This window comes from Amycolatopsis sp. A1MSW2902 (assembly GCF_017312175.1).
Taxonomy (GTDB): domain Bacteria; phylum Actinomycetota; class Actinomycetes; order Mycobacteriales; family Pseudonocardiaceae; genus Amycolatopsis; species Amycolatopsis nivea.
Window position 1 is genome coordinate 8,054,740 of the sequence record NZ_QJPO01000001.1, and the last position, 17,009, is coordinate 8,071,748.

The 17,009-nt window shown below is 68.1% G+C and carries 20 protein-coding genes; 14 read left to right on the top strand and 6 right to left on the bottom strand.

Translation table 11 applies throughout. The features are described from left to right. Positions 1-33 precede the first annotated feature (33 nt). From DMP23_RS37660 to DMP23_RS37670, 3 genes are read left to right on the top strand one after another with little or no spacing between them, the layout of a single operon-like run. Positions 34-1,392 (top strand): HAMP domain-containing sensor histidine kinase, encoded by a 1,359-nt coding sequence (locus tag DMP23_RS37660; RefSeq protein ID WP_037808055.1) that lies wholly within the window; start codon positions 34-36, stop codon positions 1,390-1,392. A 2-nt stretch (positions 1,393-1,394) separates the two neighbouring features. Further along, the gene (locus tag DMP23_RS37665) at positions 1,395-2,063 is read left to right on the top strand and encodes a response regulator transcription factor (protein ID WP_009084133.1); all 669 of its coding nucleotides are present in this window, start codon (positions 1,395-1,397) and stop codon (positions 2,061-2,063) included. Beyond that, positions 2,060-2,602, top strand: coding sequence for a chloramphenicol phosphotransferase CPT family protein (locus DMP23_RS37670; RefSeq protein ID WP_337823857.1), 543 nt, complete (start codon positions 2,060-2,062; stop codon positions 2,600-2,602). The genes DMP23_RS37665 and DMP23_RS37670 overlap by 4 nt, the downstream gene beginning before the upstream one ends. Here DMP23_RS37670 and DMP23_RS37675 read toward each other — a convergent pair. From DMP23_RS37675 to DMP23_RS37685, 3 genes are read right to left on the bottom strand one after another with little or no spacing between them, the layout of a single operon-like run. Then, the gene (locus DMP23_RS37675) at positions 2,591-2,992 is read right to left on the bottom strand and encodes a CoA-binding protein (RefSeq protein ID WP_275293979.1); all 402 of its coding nucleotides are present in this window, start codon (positions 2,990-2,992) and stop codon (positions 2,591-2,593) included. The genes DMP23_RS37670 and DMP23_RS37675 overlap by 12 nt on opposite strands. A 41-nt stretch (positions 2,993-3,033) precedes the next feature. Beyond that, entirely contained in the window at positions 3,034-3,600 is a 567-nt protein-coding gene (locus DMP23_RS37680) for a hypothetical protein (RefSeq protein WP_037808047.1), read from the bottom strand. A 42-nt stretch (positions 3,601-3,642) separates the two neighbouring features. Next, positions 3,643-4,146, bottom strand: coding sequence for a VOC family protein (locus tag DMP23_RS37685; RefSeq protein WP_037808045.1), 504 nt, complete (start codon positions 4,144-4,146; stop codon positions 3,643-3,645). 152 nt (positions 4,147-4,298) lie between these two features. On the opposite strand from DMP23_RS37685, the gene DMP23_RS37690 reads away from it, so the two are divergent. Together DMP23_RS37690 and DMP23_RS37695 are read left to right on the top strand one after the other, a co-directional pair. Further along, positions 4,299-5,096: a 2-keto-4-pentenoate hydratase gene (locus tag DMP23_RS37690; protein ID WP_037808043.1), complete on the top strand. Its 798-nt coding sequence runs from the start codon at positions 4,299-4,301 to the stop codon at positions 5,094-5,096. Beyond that, the gene (locus tag DMP23_RS37695) at positions 5,093-5,854 is read left to right on the top strand and encodes a 2-keto-4-pentenoate hydratase (protein WP_051728617.1); all 762 of its coding nucleotides are present in this window, start codon (positions 5,093-5,095) and stop codon (positions 5,852-5,854) included. Before DMP23_RS37690 ends, DMP23_RS37695 begins: the two co-directional genes overlap by 4 nt. Here the strand turns inward: DMP23_RS37695 and DMP23_RS37700 are convergent. Further along, complete coding sequence (locus DMP23_RS37700) at positions 5,844-6,701, bottom strand: alpha/beta fold hydrolase (protein WP_337823858.1); 858 nt, start codon at positions 6,699-6,701, stop codon at positions 5,844-5,846. The genes DMP23_RS37695 and DMP23_RS37700 overlap by 11 nt on opposite strands. A 91-nt stretch (positions 6,702-6,792) precedes the next feature. On the opposite strand from DMP23_RS37700, the gene DMP23_RS37705 reads away from it, so the two are divergent. Genes DMP23_RS37705 through DMP23_RS37725 form a run of 5 tightly spaced genes read left to right on the top strand, consistent with a single transcriptional unit; the run spans position 6,793 to position 12,767 of the window. Then, positions 6,793-7,230: a hypothetical protein gene (locus DMP23_RS37705; RefSeq protein WP_134728427.1), complete on the top strand. Its 438-nt coding sequence runs from the start codon at positions 6,793-6,795 to the stop codon at positions 7,228-7,230. Positions 7,231-7,262: 32 nt separating this feature from the next. Then, positions 7,263-8,900: a 2,3-epoxybenzoyl-CoA dihydrolase gene (boxC, locus tag DMP23_RS37710; RefSeq protein WP_337823859.1), complete on the top strand. Its 1,638-nt coding sequence runs from the start codon at positions 7,263-7,265 to the stop codon at positions 8,898-8,900. A 4-nt stretch (positions 8,901-8,904) separates the two neighbouring features. Beyond that, on the top strand, positions 8,905-10,326 hold the full coding sequence (boxB, locus tag DMP23_RS37715; RefSeq protein WP_037808036.1) for a benzoyl-CoA 2,3-epoxidase subunit BoxB: 1,422 nt from the start codon (positions 8,905-8,907) through the stop codon (positions 10,324-10,326). 10 nt (positions 10,327-10,336) lie between these two features. Continuing rightward, positions 10,337-11,899 (top strand): benzoate-CoA ligase family protein, encoded by a 1,563-nt coding sequence (locus DMP23_RS37720; RefSeq protein ID WP_337823860.1) that lies wholly within the window; start codon positions 10,337-10,339, stop codon positions 11,897-11,899. A 13-nt stretch (positions 11,900-11,912) separates the two neighbouring features. Further along, positions 11,913-12,767 carry an amidohydrolase family protein gene (locus DMP23_RS37725; RefSeq protein ID WP_037808033.1) on the top strand — a complete coding sequence of 285 codons (855 nt, stop codon included), beginning with the start codon at positions 11,913-11,915 and terminating at the stop codon, positions 12,765-12,767. Between the two features lie 2 nt (positions 12,768-12,769). On the opposite strand, the gene DMP23_RS37730 is transcribed toward DMP23_RS37725, so the two are convergent. Beyond that, a complete protein-coding gene (locus DMP23_RS37730) occupies positions 12,770-13,411 on the bottom strand; it encodes a dihydrofolate reductase family protein (protein WP_037808031.1) in 642 nt (213 codons plus the stop codon). 78 nt (positions 13,412-13,489) lie between these two features. On the opposite strand from DMP23_RS37730, the gene DMP23_RS37735 reads away from it, so the two are divergent. Both DMP23_RS37735 and DMP23_RS37740 read left to right on the top strand, forming a co-directional pair. After that, positions 13,490-13,984, top strand: a complete 495-nt coding sequence (locus DMP23_RS37735) for a winged helix-turn-helix transcriptional regulator (protein ID WP_337823861.1) — start codon at positions 13,490-13,492, stop codon at positions 13,982-13,984. Positions 13,985-14,215: 231 nt separating this feature from the next. Beyond that, entirely contained in the window at positions 14,216-14,719 is a 504-nt protein-coding gene (locus DMP23_RS37740; RefSeq protein ID WP_134661923.1) for an RNA polymerase sigma factor, read from the top strand. 6 nt (positions 14,720-14,725) lie between these two features. Here the strand turns inward: DMP23_RS37740 and DMP23_RS37745 are convergent, their stop codons facing one another. Then, entirely contained in the window at positions 14,726-15,178 is a 453-nt protein-coding gene (locus DMP23_RS37745) for a MarR family winged helix-turn-helix transcriptional regulator (protein WP_043827229.1), read from the bottom strand. Between the two features lie 84 nt (positions 15,179-15,262). On the opposite strand from DMP23_RS37745, the gene DMP23_RS37750 reads away from it, so the two are divergent. Then, positions 15,263-15,862 (top strand): alpha/beta hydrolase, encoded by a 600-nt coding sequence (locus DMP23_RS37750; RefSeq protein ID WP_337823862.1) that lies wholly within the window; start codon positions 15,263-15,265, stop codon positions 15,860-15,862. Next, on the top strand, positions 15,859-16,989 hold the full coding sequence (locus DMP23_RS37755) for a dipeptidase (RefSeq protein ID WP_337823863.1): 1,131 nt from the start codon (positions 15,859-15,861) through the stop codon (positions 16,987-16,989). The genes DMP23_RS37750 and DMP23_RS37755 overlap by 4 nt, the downstream gene beginning before the upstream one ends. Positions 16,990-17,009: the final 20 nt, after the last annotated feature.

Consider the following 17,009-nt stretch of genomic DNA (forward strand, 5'->3'; position numbering starts at 1 on the left):
TGCGTGAGACTTCTCGCTGCCGCAGGTGTCCGGATGCGGACAACCGGGGTTGCCGTGCTCGCGCTCGCGTTGGCCATCGCGACCGCGTGCGTCGTCGTGGTGCTGTTGCTGCAACAGTCCCTCGACCGAAGCGTCACCGAGAGCGCGCGAAGTACCGCTCGGCAGGTTGCTGTCCAACTCGTGCGCGCGGGCGCGCGAGACCTGTCCCCGAGCGACGTCGCGAGCACTGGGGACACTGAAGCCGTGACGCAGGTCCTCGGGCCGCGAAGCACCCCTATCGCGAGCGACCCGGCGATCGTCGGCCGCCCGGCCATCACCGCCGCGCGTCCGGCTCCGGGGCAGGAGACCGTCGAGACGCTGCCGCTCGGCTTAGACGGCGACGGCAGCGACTACCGCTTGGTTTCGGAAGGCGTCAACGGACCGGGCGGACCGTTCACCGTCATCTCCGCACGGTCGCTTGAGCCGGTCACGGAAGCCTCTGCTCGGCTTACGCTGTTGCTAGGGCTGATCTCGCTGCCGCTGCTCGGTATCGCTGGCTTCGCGGTGTACCGCTCTGTCGGCTCCGCGCTGCGCCCAGTGGAGCGGATGCGGCGCACTGTCGCTGAGATTTCGACGCGCGACCTCGCGTTGCGCGTACCGCTGCCGCCTGGCGGCGACGAGGTACACCGGCTCGCTGTCACGCTCAACGAGATGCTTGAGCGGCTTGGGTCCGCACAGGCCGCGCAACGCCGCTTCGTCGCCGACGCGAGTCACGAGCTGCGCTCGCCGCTGTCGACCATCAGCACCGCGCTCGACGTTTCAAACCAGCACCCCGAGACCACCGACGAATTGGTGCCGGTGATTACCCGCGAGACCGCGCGCCTGCGAGAGCTGGTCGACGACCTCCTGATGCTCGCGCGCACCGACGACGCCACCGACCGGCCCGCGCGTACCGAAGTCGATCTGGACGACATCGTTCGCGCGGAAGCTGAACGCGTACGCGGCGAAGCGGCTGTCGAAATCGAAGTGCGCGCCGGACCGGCGAAGGTGCGTGGCAGTGAGGCGCAGCTGCGTCGCGCCGTACGCAACCTCGTCGACAACGCATGCGGGCACGCGCGCGAGCGGATCCGGATTGCGAGTTCGGTGCAAGATGAGATGGTCGTCGTGGAGGTGAGCGACGACGGCCCGGGCGTCGCCGAGGGCGACCGGGAGCGAGTGTTCGAGCGGTTCGTGCGGCTGGACGCTTCGCGGCGGCGCGGCGGGACCGGACTGGGCCTGTCGATCGTGGCCGGCATCGCGGCCCGGCACGGCGGCCGCGCGCGGTACGTCGACGTGGCCGACCCGAGTTACCCGGGCGCGCATTTCGTGATCGAACTGCCGAGCATCGAACTGCCCCGGATCGAGGAGGACTGAGCATGCGGTTGCTGATCGTGGAGGACGAGCTGGAGTTCGCCGAAACCCTTCGCCGCGGCCTGGTCGCCGAGGGGTTCACGGTGAACGTGGCGCACACCGGCCGGGATGGGCTCTGGTCGGCGATGGAGCACGATTACGACGCCGTGGTGCTCGACATCATGCTTCCCGAGCTTTCCGGCTATGAAGTACTGAAACGCTTGCGGGCGGCGGAGAATTGGACGCCGGTGCTGATGCTCACGGCGAAGGACGGCGAGTACGACGAGGCGGACGCATTCGACCTCGGTGCGGACGATTACCTCTCGAAACCGTTCTCGTTCGTCGTTTTGCTGGCTCGGCTCCGGGCGTTGCTCCGCCGGGGCGCACCGGCTCGCCCGGCGGTGTTGACCGCTGGTGATCTGCAGCTCGACCCGGCTGCGCGCACTGTCCACAGAGGAGAGACGCGGATCGAGTTGACCGCGCGGGAGTTCGGGTTGCTGGAGTTTTTGCTGCGGCGGCAGGGCGCGGCGTTGACGAAAAACGAGATCCTCGGACACGTTTGGGACGCGCATTACGAGGGGGACGAGAACGTGGTCGAGGTTTATGTGGGGTATTTGCGGCGCAAGATCGACGCGCCGTTCGGGACGCGGACGATCGAGACGGTGCGCGGGGTGGGCTACCGGCTCGTCGGATGAGCGGACACGTCATTTTCCTCAACGGCACGTCCAGTTCCGGCAAGTCGAGCATCGCGGCGGAACTGCTGGATTTGCTGCCGGGCCCCTATTTCTACCTGCCGCGAGACGCGGTCAACAGCATGCGGTCGCGGTCGCGGACCCCCGAATTCGGCACGCCGGAGTTCGACGCGGTTTTCGAACGGACAGTGCGCGGCTACCATCGTATGCTGGCCGGGCTTGCGGAGGCGGGTAACGGCGTGATCGCCGACCACGTACTCCGGCCGCACTGGCTTGCTGACTGTCTGGAAGTGTTGCGGGAACAGGAAGTTACCTTCGTGGGTGTGCATTGCCCGCTGCCAGAGCTAAAACGGCGCGAGCAGGCGCGAGGCGACCGCCCCGCCGGTCTGGCGGAGCGGCAGTATCCGATCGTGCACGCGCACGGCGGTTACGACCTCGAATGCGACACGTCAGTGCACAGTCCAAAAGAATGCGCACAAACAATCGCGGACTTCATCGCGAAACCAGGGCGTTCCCAAGCGTTCACCCGGTTAATTCAGTGAAATCCCCGCCACCGCCCGCACCACGGCAGTGCACCGGTCCTCGACATACTCCAGCCCGGCCTCCGAAGCGATCTTCCGCGCCTCCGCCGACACGATCCCCTGCTGCAGCCACAACGCCTTAGCCCCGATCGCCACCGCGGAACGGGCGATGTCCGGTGCTTCCTCAGCAGGGCGGAAGACGTCCACCAGATCCACCGGCTCCGGAATCTCCTCCAGCGACCGGTAAGCCTTCTCCCCGAGCAGTTCAGTCGCCGACGGATGCACCGGGATGATCCGGAAACCGTGCGCCTGCAGCGAAGCCGGTACGCCGTGCGCGGCCTTGCCCGGGTCACGGCTCAAACCGACCACAGCGATCGTGCGCGCACCAGCGAGGATCTCTTCAGGCTTCATACTCTCCTCAACATCCCGACCCAGCGAACGATTCCGCCGCGTCACAACCGCCACAGCCGCAGCCCGCGGACGCGATACACCGGCCACAGCACGTGCCACGGCGACCGTCGCAGGAACGCGGAGCTGCACGCCAAAACATTGCGCGCGACGGTGGACGCGACTTCGTTCCGGTCCGGCCACACTTCGCCGCGGGCGCCGAGCGCTAGCCGGAAGACGGTCAGCAGACCGCGTCCTTGCAGGTCATAGCGGGCACCGGTGTCACCCGCGTCCGGAAGGAGACGGCTGATCTCCGCGCGAAAAGCACCAGCGACCGGCTCGCCCACGGGCACGTCCGCGACACTGCCCACGATCGCGCGGCCGTGCAGCCGACGTGCGAACCGCGTGAGCAGCCGTCGCTCCCACCACGGCAGCAACCGCCGGTGCGCCAGCAGCGCGGCACACTCGCCGTGGCCGAGGGCGAAAACCTCGGCGAGCTCGTCGTACCGGCTGATCGCGGTCGGTTCCGCCAGGTGCAGCCGCACCTCGAAGCGGACCCGCGCGATCAGCTCGTCGATCGCTTCCCGCCGGTCGAGCCGTGCTTTCTGCCGCGAAGCCGCCCAGTCGCCCATGGGCCCACACTCTGAACCCGGCGGCGCACCGCGTCCAGTGGTTCAGCCGATCTTCGACCCGTACATCTCGCCGAGGTCGTCCGCGATCAGCTCGATCCGGGCGCCGTCCGGGTCGGCGAAGTAGATCGACGTGCCGCTTTCTTCCTGGTACTTCACACCGGCGGCGTCGAGCCGGGAGCGCGCGCCCGCCCACGCTTCCGGGGTGAGCGACAGGGCCAGGTGGTGCAGGCCGCCGAGCACCTCCGCGTACGGGCCGAGGTCGAGGCCGGGCAGGTCGAAGAACGCGACCGCGTTGCCGTTGCCGACGTCGAAGAAGAAGTGGCTCGACCCCGGGTAGTCGCGGTTTTCGATCAGCTCGGTGAGCGGGAAGCCGAGAATGTCCTGGTAGAAGGTGATCGTCCGCTCGACGTCGCTGGACAGCAGCGCGGTGTGGTGGATGCCGCGGCCAACGGTCGCCGGACGTTCCTCCGCCGGGTGCAAATGCTGCTCCCGCAGCCGGTCGCGGGTCTGCGCGAGCTGGGCGACTTCGGTCTCGGTGGGTGCCATCGCGGGTCACGTCCTCTCTGGGAGCCAACACGAAGTACAGTACGCCGACAAACTCTCGCGCGCAAGAGATTAGCGAGCGAGATAAGTAGCTCGTACCGGTGAATGGAACGACCGGGTTGGCGCGGGCGGCTCGGTCAGGCAGAGTCCGACCCGTGGAACCCGCTGAGCTGCAGGACGCCGTCGCGCTGCTGACAAGCGCGTACGAGCGACGCGAGCCGATCGATCCGCTCGTGAAGACCTTCCCCGACGCGACCGTCGAAGACGCCTACCGCGTGCAACAGGAGCAAGTCCGCGCGTGGGTGGCGGCGGGCGACGTGGTGCGCGGCCACAAGGTCGGCCTCGCCTCCGCGGCGATGCAGCGCCAGATGGGCGTGAACCAGCCCGACTTCGGGCACCTCACCAGCTCGATGTTCCTGCTCGAACACCAGCCGATCCCGACGACGCGGTTCCTGCAGCCGCGCATCGAACCGGAGATCGCGTTCGTGCTCGGCGCGCCGCTGCGCGGTCCGGGCGTGACCGTCGCCGACGCCGTCCGCGCGGTCGACTTCGTGCTTCCGTCGCTGGAGATCGTCGACTCGCGGGTCCGCGACTGGAAAATCTCGATCTTCGACACCGTCGCGGACAACGCGTCGTCCGGTGGCGTCATCCTCGGCAGCAGCCCGACCAATCTGCGCGACGTCGACCTGCGGCTCGCCGGCTGCACGCTGCACGTCAACGGCCAGCTCGCGGCCACCGGCGCGGGCGGTGCGGTGCTGGGTTCGCCGATCAACGCCTTGGTCTGGCTGGCCAACACAGTCGGCCCGCTCGGCGTGACGCTGGAGCCCGGCCACGTCGTGCTGCCCGGTTCGATGACCGCCGCGCAGACCGTCCGCCCCGGCGACACTGTCGTGGCGACCATGGCCGGACTGGGCAGTGTGACCGCGGTGTTCGCGCCGGAGGAGGACAAGTGACCGCCGAAATCGTTGCCGCCGCGCAGGATTTGCTCAACCGGACGGACGAAGGCGCGCAGCTCACCGACACGTGGGCAGACCTCGACCTCGCCACGGCGTACGCGATCCAGGACGAGGCTCTGCGGCTGCGTCAGGAACGCGGCGAGACGCTGATCGGGGTGAAGCTCGGGCTCACGTCGCGCGCGAAGCAGCAGCGGATGGGCGTCGAAGAACCCCTGCTCGCGTGGCTGACCGACGCGATGGTGCTGCCCGCGGGCGCGCCGACGCCGCAGCTCATCCACCCGCGCGCGGAACCGGAACTGGTGTTCGTGCTCGGCGAGCGGCTCGCCGGTCCTGGCGTCACCGCGGCCACCGCGCTCGCGGCGGTTTCCCAGGTGTACGGCGGAATCGAGATCATCGACAGCCGTTACCGCGACTACCGTTTCACGTTGCCGGACGTCGTCGCGGACAACGGTTCGTCGGCGCTGTTCGGGCTCGGCTCGGTCGGCCGTCCACCGTCCTCTTTGGACCTTTCACTGGAGGCCGCGCTGCTCGAAGTGGACGGTCAGATCGTCGACACCGCGACCGGTGCCGCCGTGCAGGGGCACCCGGCCGAGGCGTTGGCGCTGGCGGCGAATTCGCTGGCCGCACGCGGGTTGGCGCTGGAGGCGGGCTGGCTCGTGCTGACCGGCGGGATGACCGACGCCGTCGAACTGCGCCCCGGCTCCCGCGTCGCCGCGCACTTCTCGAACCTGGGCTCGGTGACGATCAGCGGGTAGCGAGCCGTTTGATCCCGGCGATCACTCGCGGCCACACCTCGCGCGGCAGGTCGTGTCCCATCCCCGGGATGAGGTCGAGGTCCGCACCCAGCGCGCGGGCCGTCGCGCGGCCGCCGGACACGTGCACGAGCGGATCGGCCGTACCGTGAATCACCAGGGACGGCACGGAAAGCCGGCGCAGATCGGCGGTCCGGTCGCGGGAGGACAGGATCGCGGCGAGCTGCCGGAACACGCCCGCCGGGTTGAGGCCGCGGTCGTACGTGCGTTCCGCGCGCTGGCGGAAATGCTCCTCGTCGAACAGGTACTCGCGCGAGCCGATCAGCTTTGACGTGCGCACCAGTTGCATCACGTAGTCCTCGCGCGTGCGCGGTCCCGGAGCCAGCATCGCGAGCGCGGCCCGCGGGCTGGGCAGGCCGACGGTCCGTGCGCCGGTGGTCGACATGATCGAGGTCAGCGTCCGGACGCGCTGCGGATGCCGGATCGCGAACTCCTGCGCGATCATCCCGCCCATCGACGTGCCGACGACGTGCGCGCGCTCGATGCCCAGTGCGTCGAGCAGTTTGCCCGCGTCGTCGGCCAGGTCGCCGAGGGAGTACGGCGCGGACCGCAGGAAGTACGCGAGCGGCAGGCTGGCCCGGCCGGTCCACCACTGCGAACGTCCGACGTCGCGGTTGTCGAACCGGTGCACGTGGAAACCGGCCTCGGCGAGCTGGGCGCAGAACTCGTCGTCCCACCAGATCATCGGCGCGGCGAGGCCCATCACCAGCAGCAACGGCGGCGCGTCCGGATCGCCGAAGGATTCGTGGCACAGGGTGATGCCGTCGGCCTCGATGGTCTGCTCGGTCATGGCTCCAGTTTCGCGCACGGCTTGGCCGGTCGCCGCCGTCCGGGTACGCTCCCGCTAGAGCGATCTATCAAATCGCAAGGGGGCGAGCGGTATGGACGTTCTGCGCGCAAGGGGGCTCGGCCCGCTGCGGCTGATCCTGGCGTTCACGCTGGTCAGCACGGTCCTGCACTACACCCACAACGTCGTGCGCGCGGCGGACTACCCGCAGGTGCCGGGGATCAGCGTGCCCGTCACGCAGATCGTGGTGGCGATCAGCTGGGTGGTCTTCACCGCGTTCGGCGTGCTCGGCTATCGCGCCTACCGGCAGGGCCGGTACTGGCGTTCGCTGGCGTTTCTGCTGGTCTACTCGCTGTCCGGGCTGGCGAGCGCGGGGCATTTCCTCGTCGGCGTGCCGCAGGTCCCGGCGTTCTGGTTCGCGACGATCTTCACCGACACGTTCGCGGCGTTCGCGTTGTGGGTATTCGTGTGCTGGGCAGCCATGCGGCTCAACCGGGTGAGCGTTGCCGGGCAAATGTCTACACAACATTGACGTTCGTTGAAACCATGTAGACAATCGAGGGCGTGACCACCACCACACCTGTCACGTTCGAGCGGCATCCGGACACTTACCGGCACTGGCGGCTGACCGTCGACGGCGAGGTCGCCTGGCTGGAGATGGACGTCGACGAACAGGGCGGCCTCGTGCCCGGATACGAGCTGAAGCTCAACTCGTACGACCTCGGCGTCGACATCGAGTTCTACGACGCGACGCAGCGGCTGCGGTTCGAACATCCGCAGGTGCGCGCAGTGATCGTGACGAGCGCCAAGGACAAGGTGTTCTGCGCCGGGGCCAATATCCGGATGCTCGCCGCGTCGCCGCACGAGTGGAAGGTGAACTTCTGCAAGTTCACCAACGAGACCCGCAACGGCATCGAGGACGCCACCGAGTTCTCCGGCCAGACCTACGTCGCGGCGGTGAACGGCAGCTGCGCCGGCGGCGGCTACGAGATCGCGCTGGCCTGCGAAAAGATCCTGCTGGTCGACGACAACTCGTCCACCGTCGCGTTGCCCGAGGTGCCGCTGCTCGGCGTGCTGCCCGGCACCGGCGGGCTCACCCGCGTGGTCGACAAACGGCGCGTCCGCCGGGATCTCGCGGACGTGTTCGCGACGCGGCCGGACGGGGTCAAGGGCAAGACCGCGGTCGACTGGCGGCTAGTGGACGAGCTGGTGCCGCGCGTCGGGTTCCGCGAGAAGGTGCTGTCGCGGGCGCACGAACTGGCCGCCGAATCCGACCGGCTGCCCGCTGAGCAGGGGATCGAACTGGCCCCGCTGGAGCCGTCGGTGACCGACGACGGCATCGAGTACCGGCACGTCCGGATCGCGTACGACCGGCCGAACTCGCTGGTCACGCTCACCGTGCTCGGCCCGGACGGGGAACCGGCACTCGACGGCTGGCTGTTGCGGCTGACCCGCGAACTGGACGACGCGATCCTGCGGCTGCGCACGAACGACCCGGAACTGGGCACCTGGGTGCTGCGCACCGAAGGCGACCCGGAGCAGGTGCTCGCGCACGAGGAGGTCGTGCTCAGCGGGAAAGACTGGCTGAGCAACGAAATCCTGCACTACTACAAGCGCACGCTGAAGCGGCTGGACGTCACCAGCCGCACCTTGATCGCGTTGATCGAACCGGGCAGCTGCTTCGCGGGCAGCCTGCTCGAACTGGCCTTCGCGGCGGACCGGCAGTACCTGCTGGACGGGCCGCCGATCGACGACGAGGACTCGCCGGAACGCGCGTCGATCACCTTGTCGGAAGCCAACTTCGGCGTGTTCCCGATGGGCAACGGACTGTCCCGGCTCCAGTCGCGGTTCTACGGCGACGACGACCACCTGACGTGGCTGGCCCGCGAACGCGACCGTGCGCTGAGCGCCGCCGAAGCCGTCGAACTCGGCCTGGTCACCGACGCGCCGGACGACCTCGACTGGGAGGACGAGATCCGGATCGCGCTGGAAGGCCGCGCCTCGCTGTCGCCCGACGCGCTCACCGGGATGGAGGCGAACCACCGGTTCGTCGGCCCGGAAACGATCGAAACCAAGATCTTCGGGCGGCTGACCGCCTGGCAGAACTGGATCTTCACCCGACCGAACGCCTCCGGGCCCGACGGCGCGCTGCGCCGGTACGGCACCGGGCAGAAGGCGGTCTTCGACAGGAAGCGGGTCTGAACCGATGCCCGAAAAGATCGACTACGACGCCAAAATCCCGAACAACGTCCAGCTCGCCGACGACCGCAGGCTCCAGCGCGCGCTGGAGGGCTGGCAGCCGAAGTTCATGAACTGGTGGGGCGAGATGGGTCCCACGCTGGAAACCGAGGGCGTCTACCTGCGCACCGCGGTGAGCGTCGGCCGCGACGGCTGGGCGCATTTCGATCACGTCAACGTCCCGGACTACCGCTGGGGCATCTTCCTCGCCGAACGGGAACCGGACCGGCGGATCGGGTTCGGCGAGCACGCCGGCGAACCGGTGTGGCAGCAGGTGCCCGGCGAATACCGGGCCGACCTGCAGCGGCTGATCGTGATCCAGGGCGACACCGAACCGGCGTCGGTCGAGCAACAGCGCCTGCTCGGGCTCACCGCGCCGTCGCTGTACGACCTGCGCAATCTCTTCCAGGTGAATGTGGAAGAGGGGCGGCACCTGTGGGCGATGGTGTACCTGCTGCACGCGTACTTCGGCCGCGAAGGCCGGGACGAGGCGGAGGGGCTGCTGCTGCGCAACTCCGGCAGTCCGGACGCGCCGCGCATCCTCGGCGCGTTCAACGAGGAAACGGCCGACTGGCTCGCGTTCTACATGTTCACGTACTTCACCGACCGCGATGGGAAATACCAGCTCGGCACGTTGAAGGAAAGCTCGTTCGACCCGCTGTCGCGCACCTGCGAGTTCATGCTCAAGGAGGAGGCGCACCACATGATGGTGGGCACCACCGGCGTCGACCGGGTGGTGCAGCGCAGCGCCGAGCTCATCCGCGAGCACGACACGTACGACATCGCGTCGCACGGCGGGATCCCGCTGGACGTGATCCAGCGGTACCTGAACTTCCACTACACCGTGTCGCTCGACCTGTTCGGCAGTGAAACGTCGACCAACGCGGCGAACTACTACACCGCGGGGCTCAAGGGCCGCTGGCAGGAGACGCGGCGCAAGGACGACCACAAACTCACCGAGGACAGCCGCCTGCTGGAGCGTCCGCGCGACGACGGGACCTGGACGTCCGAGGAATTGCAGGCCATCCTGCTGCTCAATCTCGACCTGCGCGGCGAGTACACCGCGGACTGCCAGACCGGGGTCAACCGGTGGAACAAGATCCTCGGCGACGCGGGCATCGACTTCCGGTTCGCGTTGCCGCACCCTGGTTTCAACCGCGAGGTGGGCATAAACTCCGGCCACCACGTCACTCCGGACGGCAGCATCGTCGACGAGGCGACGTGGGAGGCAGCGCGGCACAAGTGGCTGCCGACGGCCGAGGACCTGACGTTCGTCCGGTCGCTCATGCACCCGGTGTACGAGCGCGGGAAGATCGCCAGCTGGGTCGCGCCGCCGAGGCAGGGCATCAACGGCAAACCTTTCGACTACGAGTACGTGTACCTCACCTGAGGGGGCACCGATGACGGTTCCCGCGAACTTCAACGCCGCGGAGTACCTGCTCGGCCAAGGCCGTCCGGACGCGCTCGCGGTCGTTTCGCCGCGGCGCACGCTCAGCTACGGCGAACTCGCCGCCGAGACCCACCGGGTCGCGTCCGGACTGCGCGCGCTCGGCGTGCGTCCGGAAGAGCGGGTCATGTTCTGCATGGTCGACGACGTCGAACTGCTGAGCGGGATCCTCGGCGCGATGCTCGTCGGCGCGGTCGCGGTGCCGGTGTCCACTATGGTCACCGGGCTGGAACTGGGCCAGGTGCTCGCCGATTCGCGGGCGCGGGTGCTGTGCGTGTCCGGGGAGTTTTCCGCGCAGGCGGCGGGCGCGCTGACCGGGGCGCCCGAGGTGACCGACGTCGTGCTCGACCGGGCGGACCCGGCGGAATTCCCCGCCGGGGTGCGGACGCACCGGTGGCCGCTGACCCCGACGGACGACGTCGTGGCCGCGCCGACCTGGGAGGATTCGCCCGCGCTGTGGCTGTACACGTCGGGTACGACCGGTAAGCCGAAGGGCGCGATGCACCGGCACGGGAGCATTCGCGCGGTGTGCTCGACTTACGCCGCGCAGGTGCTGGGAGTGTCCTCTTCGGACCGGTTCCTGTCGGTGCCCAAGTTATTCTTTGCTTACGGTCTCGGGAATTCGGCGTTCTTCCCGCTCTCTTGTGGAGGGACGACGCTGCTGGAACCGGCCCGTCCGACGCCGGGGATCATCGCCGCGCGGGCGCGGGCGGACCGTCCGACGTTGTTCTTCGGAGTGCCGACGTTCTATGCGGCGCTGTTGGCCAGCGACGTGCCGGACGACTCGTTCTCCTCGGTGCGGTACGCGGTCTCGGCTGGGGAGCCGTTGCCGTCGGCGCTGTTCACGCGGTTCCGCGAACGGTTCGGGGTCGAGATTCTGGACGGGATCGGGTCGACCGAGGCATTGCACATTTTCCTGTCCAACCAGCCGGGTGCGGTGCGACCGGGCAGCACCGGGGTGGCGGTGCCGGGGTACTCCGTCGAGCTCCGGGACGAGCAAGGCGCGGTGATTTCGGAAGCGGGACGGCCGGGTGAGCTGTTCGTGTCCGGTCCGTCCATCGCGACTGGGTATTGGGCGCGATACGAGACTACGAAACAGGTTTTCCAGGGCCCGTGGCTGCGGACCGGGGACAGCTACGTGCGCAACTCGGATGGCACGTATACGTGTCTAGGCAGGTTTGGGGACATGCTGAAGGCGGGCGGGATTTGGGTTTCTCCGTCCGAAGTGGAGGAACGACTGCTGCAACATCCGGCGGTTGCCGAGGTAGCGGTGGTCGCCGCGCCGGACGAGGACGGATTGGACAAACCGGTGGCCTGCGTCGTCGCCGCCCCCTCGTCCACTGTGGATGCTGAGGAGCTGATCGAGTTTTGCCGGGAGGGCTTGGCGGCGTTCAAGCGGCCGCGCGGAGTGGTCGAGATGGCCGAACTGCCGAAGACCGCGACCGGGAAGATCCGGCGGAACGTGATCCGCGAAATGGTGCGCGAGTCGCTGCTCGTGCCGCAGCCGCAATTGTGATCGACTGGCCGGCATGATCGACGAGCATTTCGTGGTGGACGCCCACGTGCACACCCCGCGGCTGCCCACGCTCAAACCCGCGTGGCTGGACTGGGCGCGCGACTTCGCCGGCGAGTACCCGTGGCGCACGGTGTACGACGCGGACGGCGCGGTGATCCCCGCGGCGATGGACGACCTCATGGCGCAGGAGGGCGTCGACCGCGTGCTGCTGTTTTGCGAATACAGTCCGCGGGCTACTGGTATCCAGGCGATTGAAGACAATCTCCCGTTGGTCGCATACAACCCCGAGCGGTTTCGGTTGGTGGCCAACGTGAACCCGCATCTGCACCATCCGCTGGTCGACGAGGTGGAACGGCAGCTCGCGCTGGGTGCGGTGGCGTTGAAGATTCACCCGGTGCACGGCGCGTTTTCCCCGGCGGACAAGGAGCTGTACCCGGTTTACGCCTTGTGCGCCGAACGCGGGGTGCCGGTGATCCTCCACTCCGGACTGTCGGTGTTTCCCGGATCCCGTGCCAGCTATGGGGATCCTTCGCTGCTGTCCGATGTGGTCGAAGACTTCCCGTCGGTGAACTTCGTGTTCGCGCACGGCGGCCGGGGCTGGTGGTACGACGTGGCGGCGTTCATGGCCCAGGCGAGGCCGAACGTGTGGCTCGACCTCGCCGGGCTGCCGCCGAAGAAACTGCCGGAGTATTACGCGCGGTTCGATCTCGTGCGGTTGGCCCGGAAATGGATCTTCGGCACGGACTGGCCGGGGGTGCCGGGAACCGCCGTGAATGTCCGCGCGGTCGCCGATTTGGGGTTGCCCGCGGAGGTGCTGGACGGGGTGCTGTCCGGCAACGCGTTACGGCTGATGCCCGGCTTGCGCTGAGTCTATTTGCGCCAGAACAGGTGGTGCACGACTCCGCTGGGGCTGGGGATTTTCTCCAGGTGGTAGCGGTCGGTCAGCTCGTCCGGGCTGGTCCAAAGTCGTTCCCCGGAACCGAGTTCGACCGGCGAGACGGCGATGTGCAGCGTGTCGATGAGACCGGCTTCGAGGAATTCCCGCACTGTGTTAACGCCGCCGCCGATGCGCACGTCCTTGTCGCCGGCGGCTTTCTTCGCCTGCGCGAGTGCTTCCTCCGGGGTTGTATTGAGGAAGTGGAAAGTGGTCTGGCCCAAGGTGATCGACGGGCGTTCGTGGTGGGTGAGGACGAAGACCGGCGTGCGGAACGGGGGCTCGTCGCCCCACCAGCCCTGCCAGTCGTGGTTCTCCCACGGGCCGCGGTGGGGGCCGAACTTGTTGCGTCCCATGATTTCCGCGCCGACGTCACCGCGGTGCATGTCCCGGGTGAAGTAGTCGTCGAGCCCGCGAGTGCCGCCGGGTTCGCCGCGCATCGGCCAGCTGGCGGTGGCCCCGGCCCAGGCGAAGAGCGGTCCCGGGTTCGGATGACCGAACGGCTGCTCGAGCGTTTGATCCGGACCGGCCCCGTAGCCGTCGGCGGAAACGTTGAAGCACTGGACGCGTACCAGCATCGATACTCCCTGCTTGTCTTTTGCAAGCACTATGCCGGAGGCGATGGTAAAGTGCAAGTGGTTTGGAGGAGGTATGCGATGCCGGACGGCCCGCGCTCGGGGTGCCCGATCAACGCCGCGATCGAGGTCGTCGGCGACCGCTGGAGCCTGCTGGTCCTGCGCGACGTGATGTTCGGCGACCGGCGGCATTTCCGGCAATTGCAGTCGCAGTCGGAAGAAGGAATCGCGTCGAATATCCTCGCCGACCGCCTGCGCACGCTCACCGAAGCCGGTTTGCTCACCCGAGATTCGGCCGGTCGCGGACAGCGCGCGACGTACAGCTTGACCGAAGCGGCGATCCAGCTGGTGCCGGTTTTGGTAGCGCTGGGAAGCTGGGGTTTGCGGCACCGGCCGACGACGCCGGAATTGCGCGTGCGAGCGGAACTGCTGGAGGCTGGTGGTCCGGCGCTGTGGGAAGAGTTCATGGCTGAGTTGCGGGAGAGGCATCTTGGGGTCCCTCGGCCGGACGGCGACGGACCGACAGCAACGGAACGCTTGGCGGCCGCTTATGCGGAGGCTGTCGCGCGGGCTTGACGTCGCTGGCTTGATGCGACTGGCTTGATGGGCGGTTTTGGCTCGGCGTGGCTGGCAATGTGCGCCGTTGCCTTGCATCGATTTGTCGACCTGCCGCGGGTGTCTCTGTGAGCCCGAGACGCGTGCCCGCCCCTGGATACATCCGGACGAAGTTGATCACTCAATCCGGCATCCGCGCTGCTGAAACGGATCCGCCGAGCCGCCCGGCCCGTCAGCGTTCCCGTGCAAGGAATGCGGAACGAGGACGAAGTACGCCGTCTGTCGACGAGAATGAACCGGATCGTCGGCGCGAACCCGGGATTTCGCGCCGAGGTGGACGACGCTTGCCAAACGGCCTGGCTGGAATTGCTCAGCCGCCAGCCGGACTTGCAGGATCCGAACGGCCTGGCCGGTTGGCTGACGACCGTCGCGCGGCGGCACGCGCTCCGTGCTGCCGAAAATCGCGCGCGGGTGCAACTGGTCGACGACGCGTGCCTGGACGCGCACGAACCGACGGAGTCACCCGAGGCGAAGACCTTGGCCGGAGAGTTGGCGGCTGCGCTGTGGCGAGCGGTGGAGAAGTTCCCGGAACGCCACCGGAGGATGCTGCTCCTGCTGGCGCACTGCCCGGAGCTGCGGCACGACCAGCTGGCCGCCGAACTGGGCATCTCGCCGTCGAGCGTGAGCCGAATCCGACACCGCTGCTTGACGGTCCTCCGCCGTCGGCTGGAGGCCGAGGGCTTCAGTTATCCATGACCCGGCTCACCCGTTCACCGAACGAAGTGTCCGCATCGCCTCCGCCAACCCCTCCGCATCCGGACCCAGCGGCGTCAGCACGATCCGGCGCAAGATTTCCGCGCACGCGGCTCGTGCCTTGAGCGCTACCTCCAACCCGTGCTCGGTCAGGGAGGCGAACGTGACCCGGCGGTCTTCCGGGCTCGGGATGCGGCAGATCAAATCCGCGGCGACCAGGCGGTCCGCCACCTTGGTGAAGCCTCCGCTCGACAGGGCGGCTTCGGTGGCCAGGCGGGTCATCGGCATGCGGTGTTCCGGCGACCGCACCAGGCGCAGCAGGATGTCGAACGACGCGGGGGCCAGGCCGAACCGGTCGGCGATTTCCCCCATCAGTGCGTTCTGTGTGGCCAGATAGCCCTCGATCACGAGGCCCCACCACGTCACGATCTCGTCGTCGTCCGTCTGCGGATCCGGGGTCATCTGCCGGAGTCTACCCGGAATACATCTTGCGCGCGAGAAGTTACCCTGGACAATGAAGGAAGCGGTGTCCACAGAGGAGCGACGATGATGCACCGGTACATCGAGGGCGACCCGGATCTCCCGGTGCTTGTTCTCCTGCACGGAACCGGCGGTGGTCCAGACGATTTGCTCAGTGTGGCGCACGAACTGAGTCCGGAATCGGCAACGCTCGCGCCGACCGGGCCGGTTTCGGAAAATGGGGCGGCGCGGTGGTTTCGGCGGCTGTCGGAGGGCGTGTTCGATCACGAGGACGTCCGGGCGCGGGCGGACGAGCTGGCGGATTTCCTCAACGACGCCCGGGAAAAGTACGGGTTCGGCCGGGCGGTGGCGGTCGGGTTTTCGAATGGGGCGAATATCGCGGCGGCGGTAGCGCTCACCCGGCCGGACGTGCTCCGGGAAGCGATTCTGTTCTCGTCGATGTCTCCATTGCCGGAATTGCCGAGCCTTGATCTCACCGGAACTCGCATATTCCTTTCCAACGGCGAGCACGACCCGATGGCTCCGCTGCCCGCCAACGACGAACTCGTCCGCCAGTTTCGCGAGCGGCATGCGGACGTGGCGACGCACCGCTGGCCGGGAGGGCATCAGGTGACCGTCGAAGGAATAAGCGCGGCGAAGGCCTGGCTCGCTAGGGTCGAGGCATGACCGAGCTGACCCGCGCGCAAGACCTGCTCGCCTCCACGATCCTCGCCGACGGACACAACGACCTGCCATGGGCGCTCCGCGACAAAGCCGGGCCGAACCCGGTCGAGGCGGTGGCCGGCGTGGATCTCACGGTGCCGCAGCCGACGCTGCACACCGACTTCCCCAAACTCGCCGAAGGCAAGCTGGGCCTGCAATTCTGGTCGGTGTACGTCCCGTGCGAGTTCAAAGGCGACAGCGCGGTCACCGCGGTGCTGGAACAGATCGAGGTGGTTTACCAGCTCGCCGAGCGCTACCCCGAACGGCTGCGGCTGGTCACCACGGCCGACGAGGCCGAGGCGGCGTTCGCGGACGGGCGGATCGCGTCGTTGCTCGGGGCCGAGGGCGGGCACAGCATCGCCGAATCCCTCGGGGTGCTGCGGATTCTGCGCCGGCTCGGCGTCCGCTACATGACGCTGACCCACAACTTCAACACCACCTGGGCCGACTCCGGAACCGACAAACCCGAGCACGACGGGCTCACCGAGTTCGGCCGCGAGGTCGTACGCGAGATGAACCGGATCGGCATGCTGGTCGACCTTTCCCACGTCGCGCCGAGCACCATGCGCGCCGCGCTCGAGGTGTCGAGCGCGCCGGTGATCTTCAGCCACTCGTCGTGCCGCGCGGTCAACGACCATCCGCGCAACATCCCCGACGACGTCCTCGCCCAGCTGCCCGGCAACGGCGGCGTCGCGATGATCACCTTCGTGCCCGCCTTCATCTCCGCCGCGGTCACCGAGTGGGACAACCAGCTCCGGGACGCGATGACCGCCGCCGGGCAGGAATTCCTCGACCTCGGCCAGCGCGGCCGGTTCGCCAAGACCTGGGACGCGCCGCCCAAGCCGAAGTCGACGATCGCGGACGTCGTCGTGCACATCGAGCACGCGCGCGAGGTCGCCGGGATCGACCACATCGGGCTCGGCGGCGACTACGACGGCGTCGGCGAACTGCCCGAAGGCCTCGAGGACGTGTCGAAGTACCCGGTGCTCATCGCCGCCCTGATGGAACGCGGCTGGAGCGACGAGGACTGCGCGAAACTCGCCGGCCGCAACACGCTGCGGGTGCTGCGCGAGGTCGACGCCAAGCGCTGAATTAGCGCATCACGGCGAGT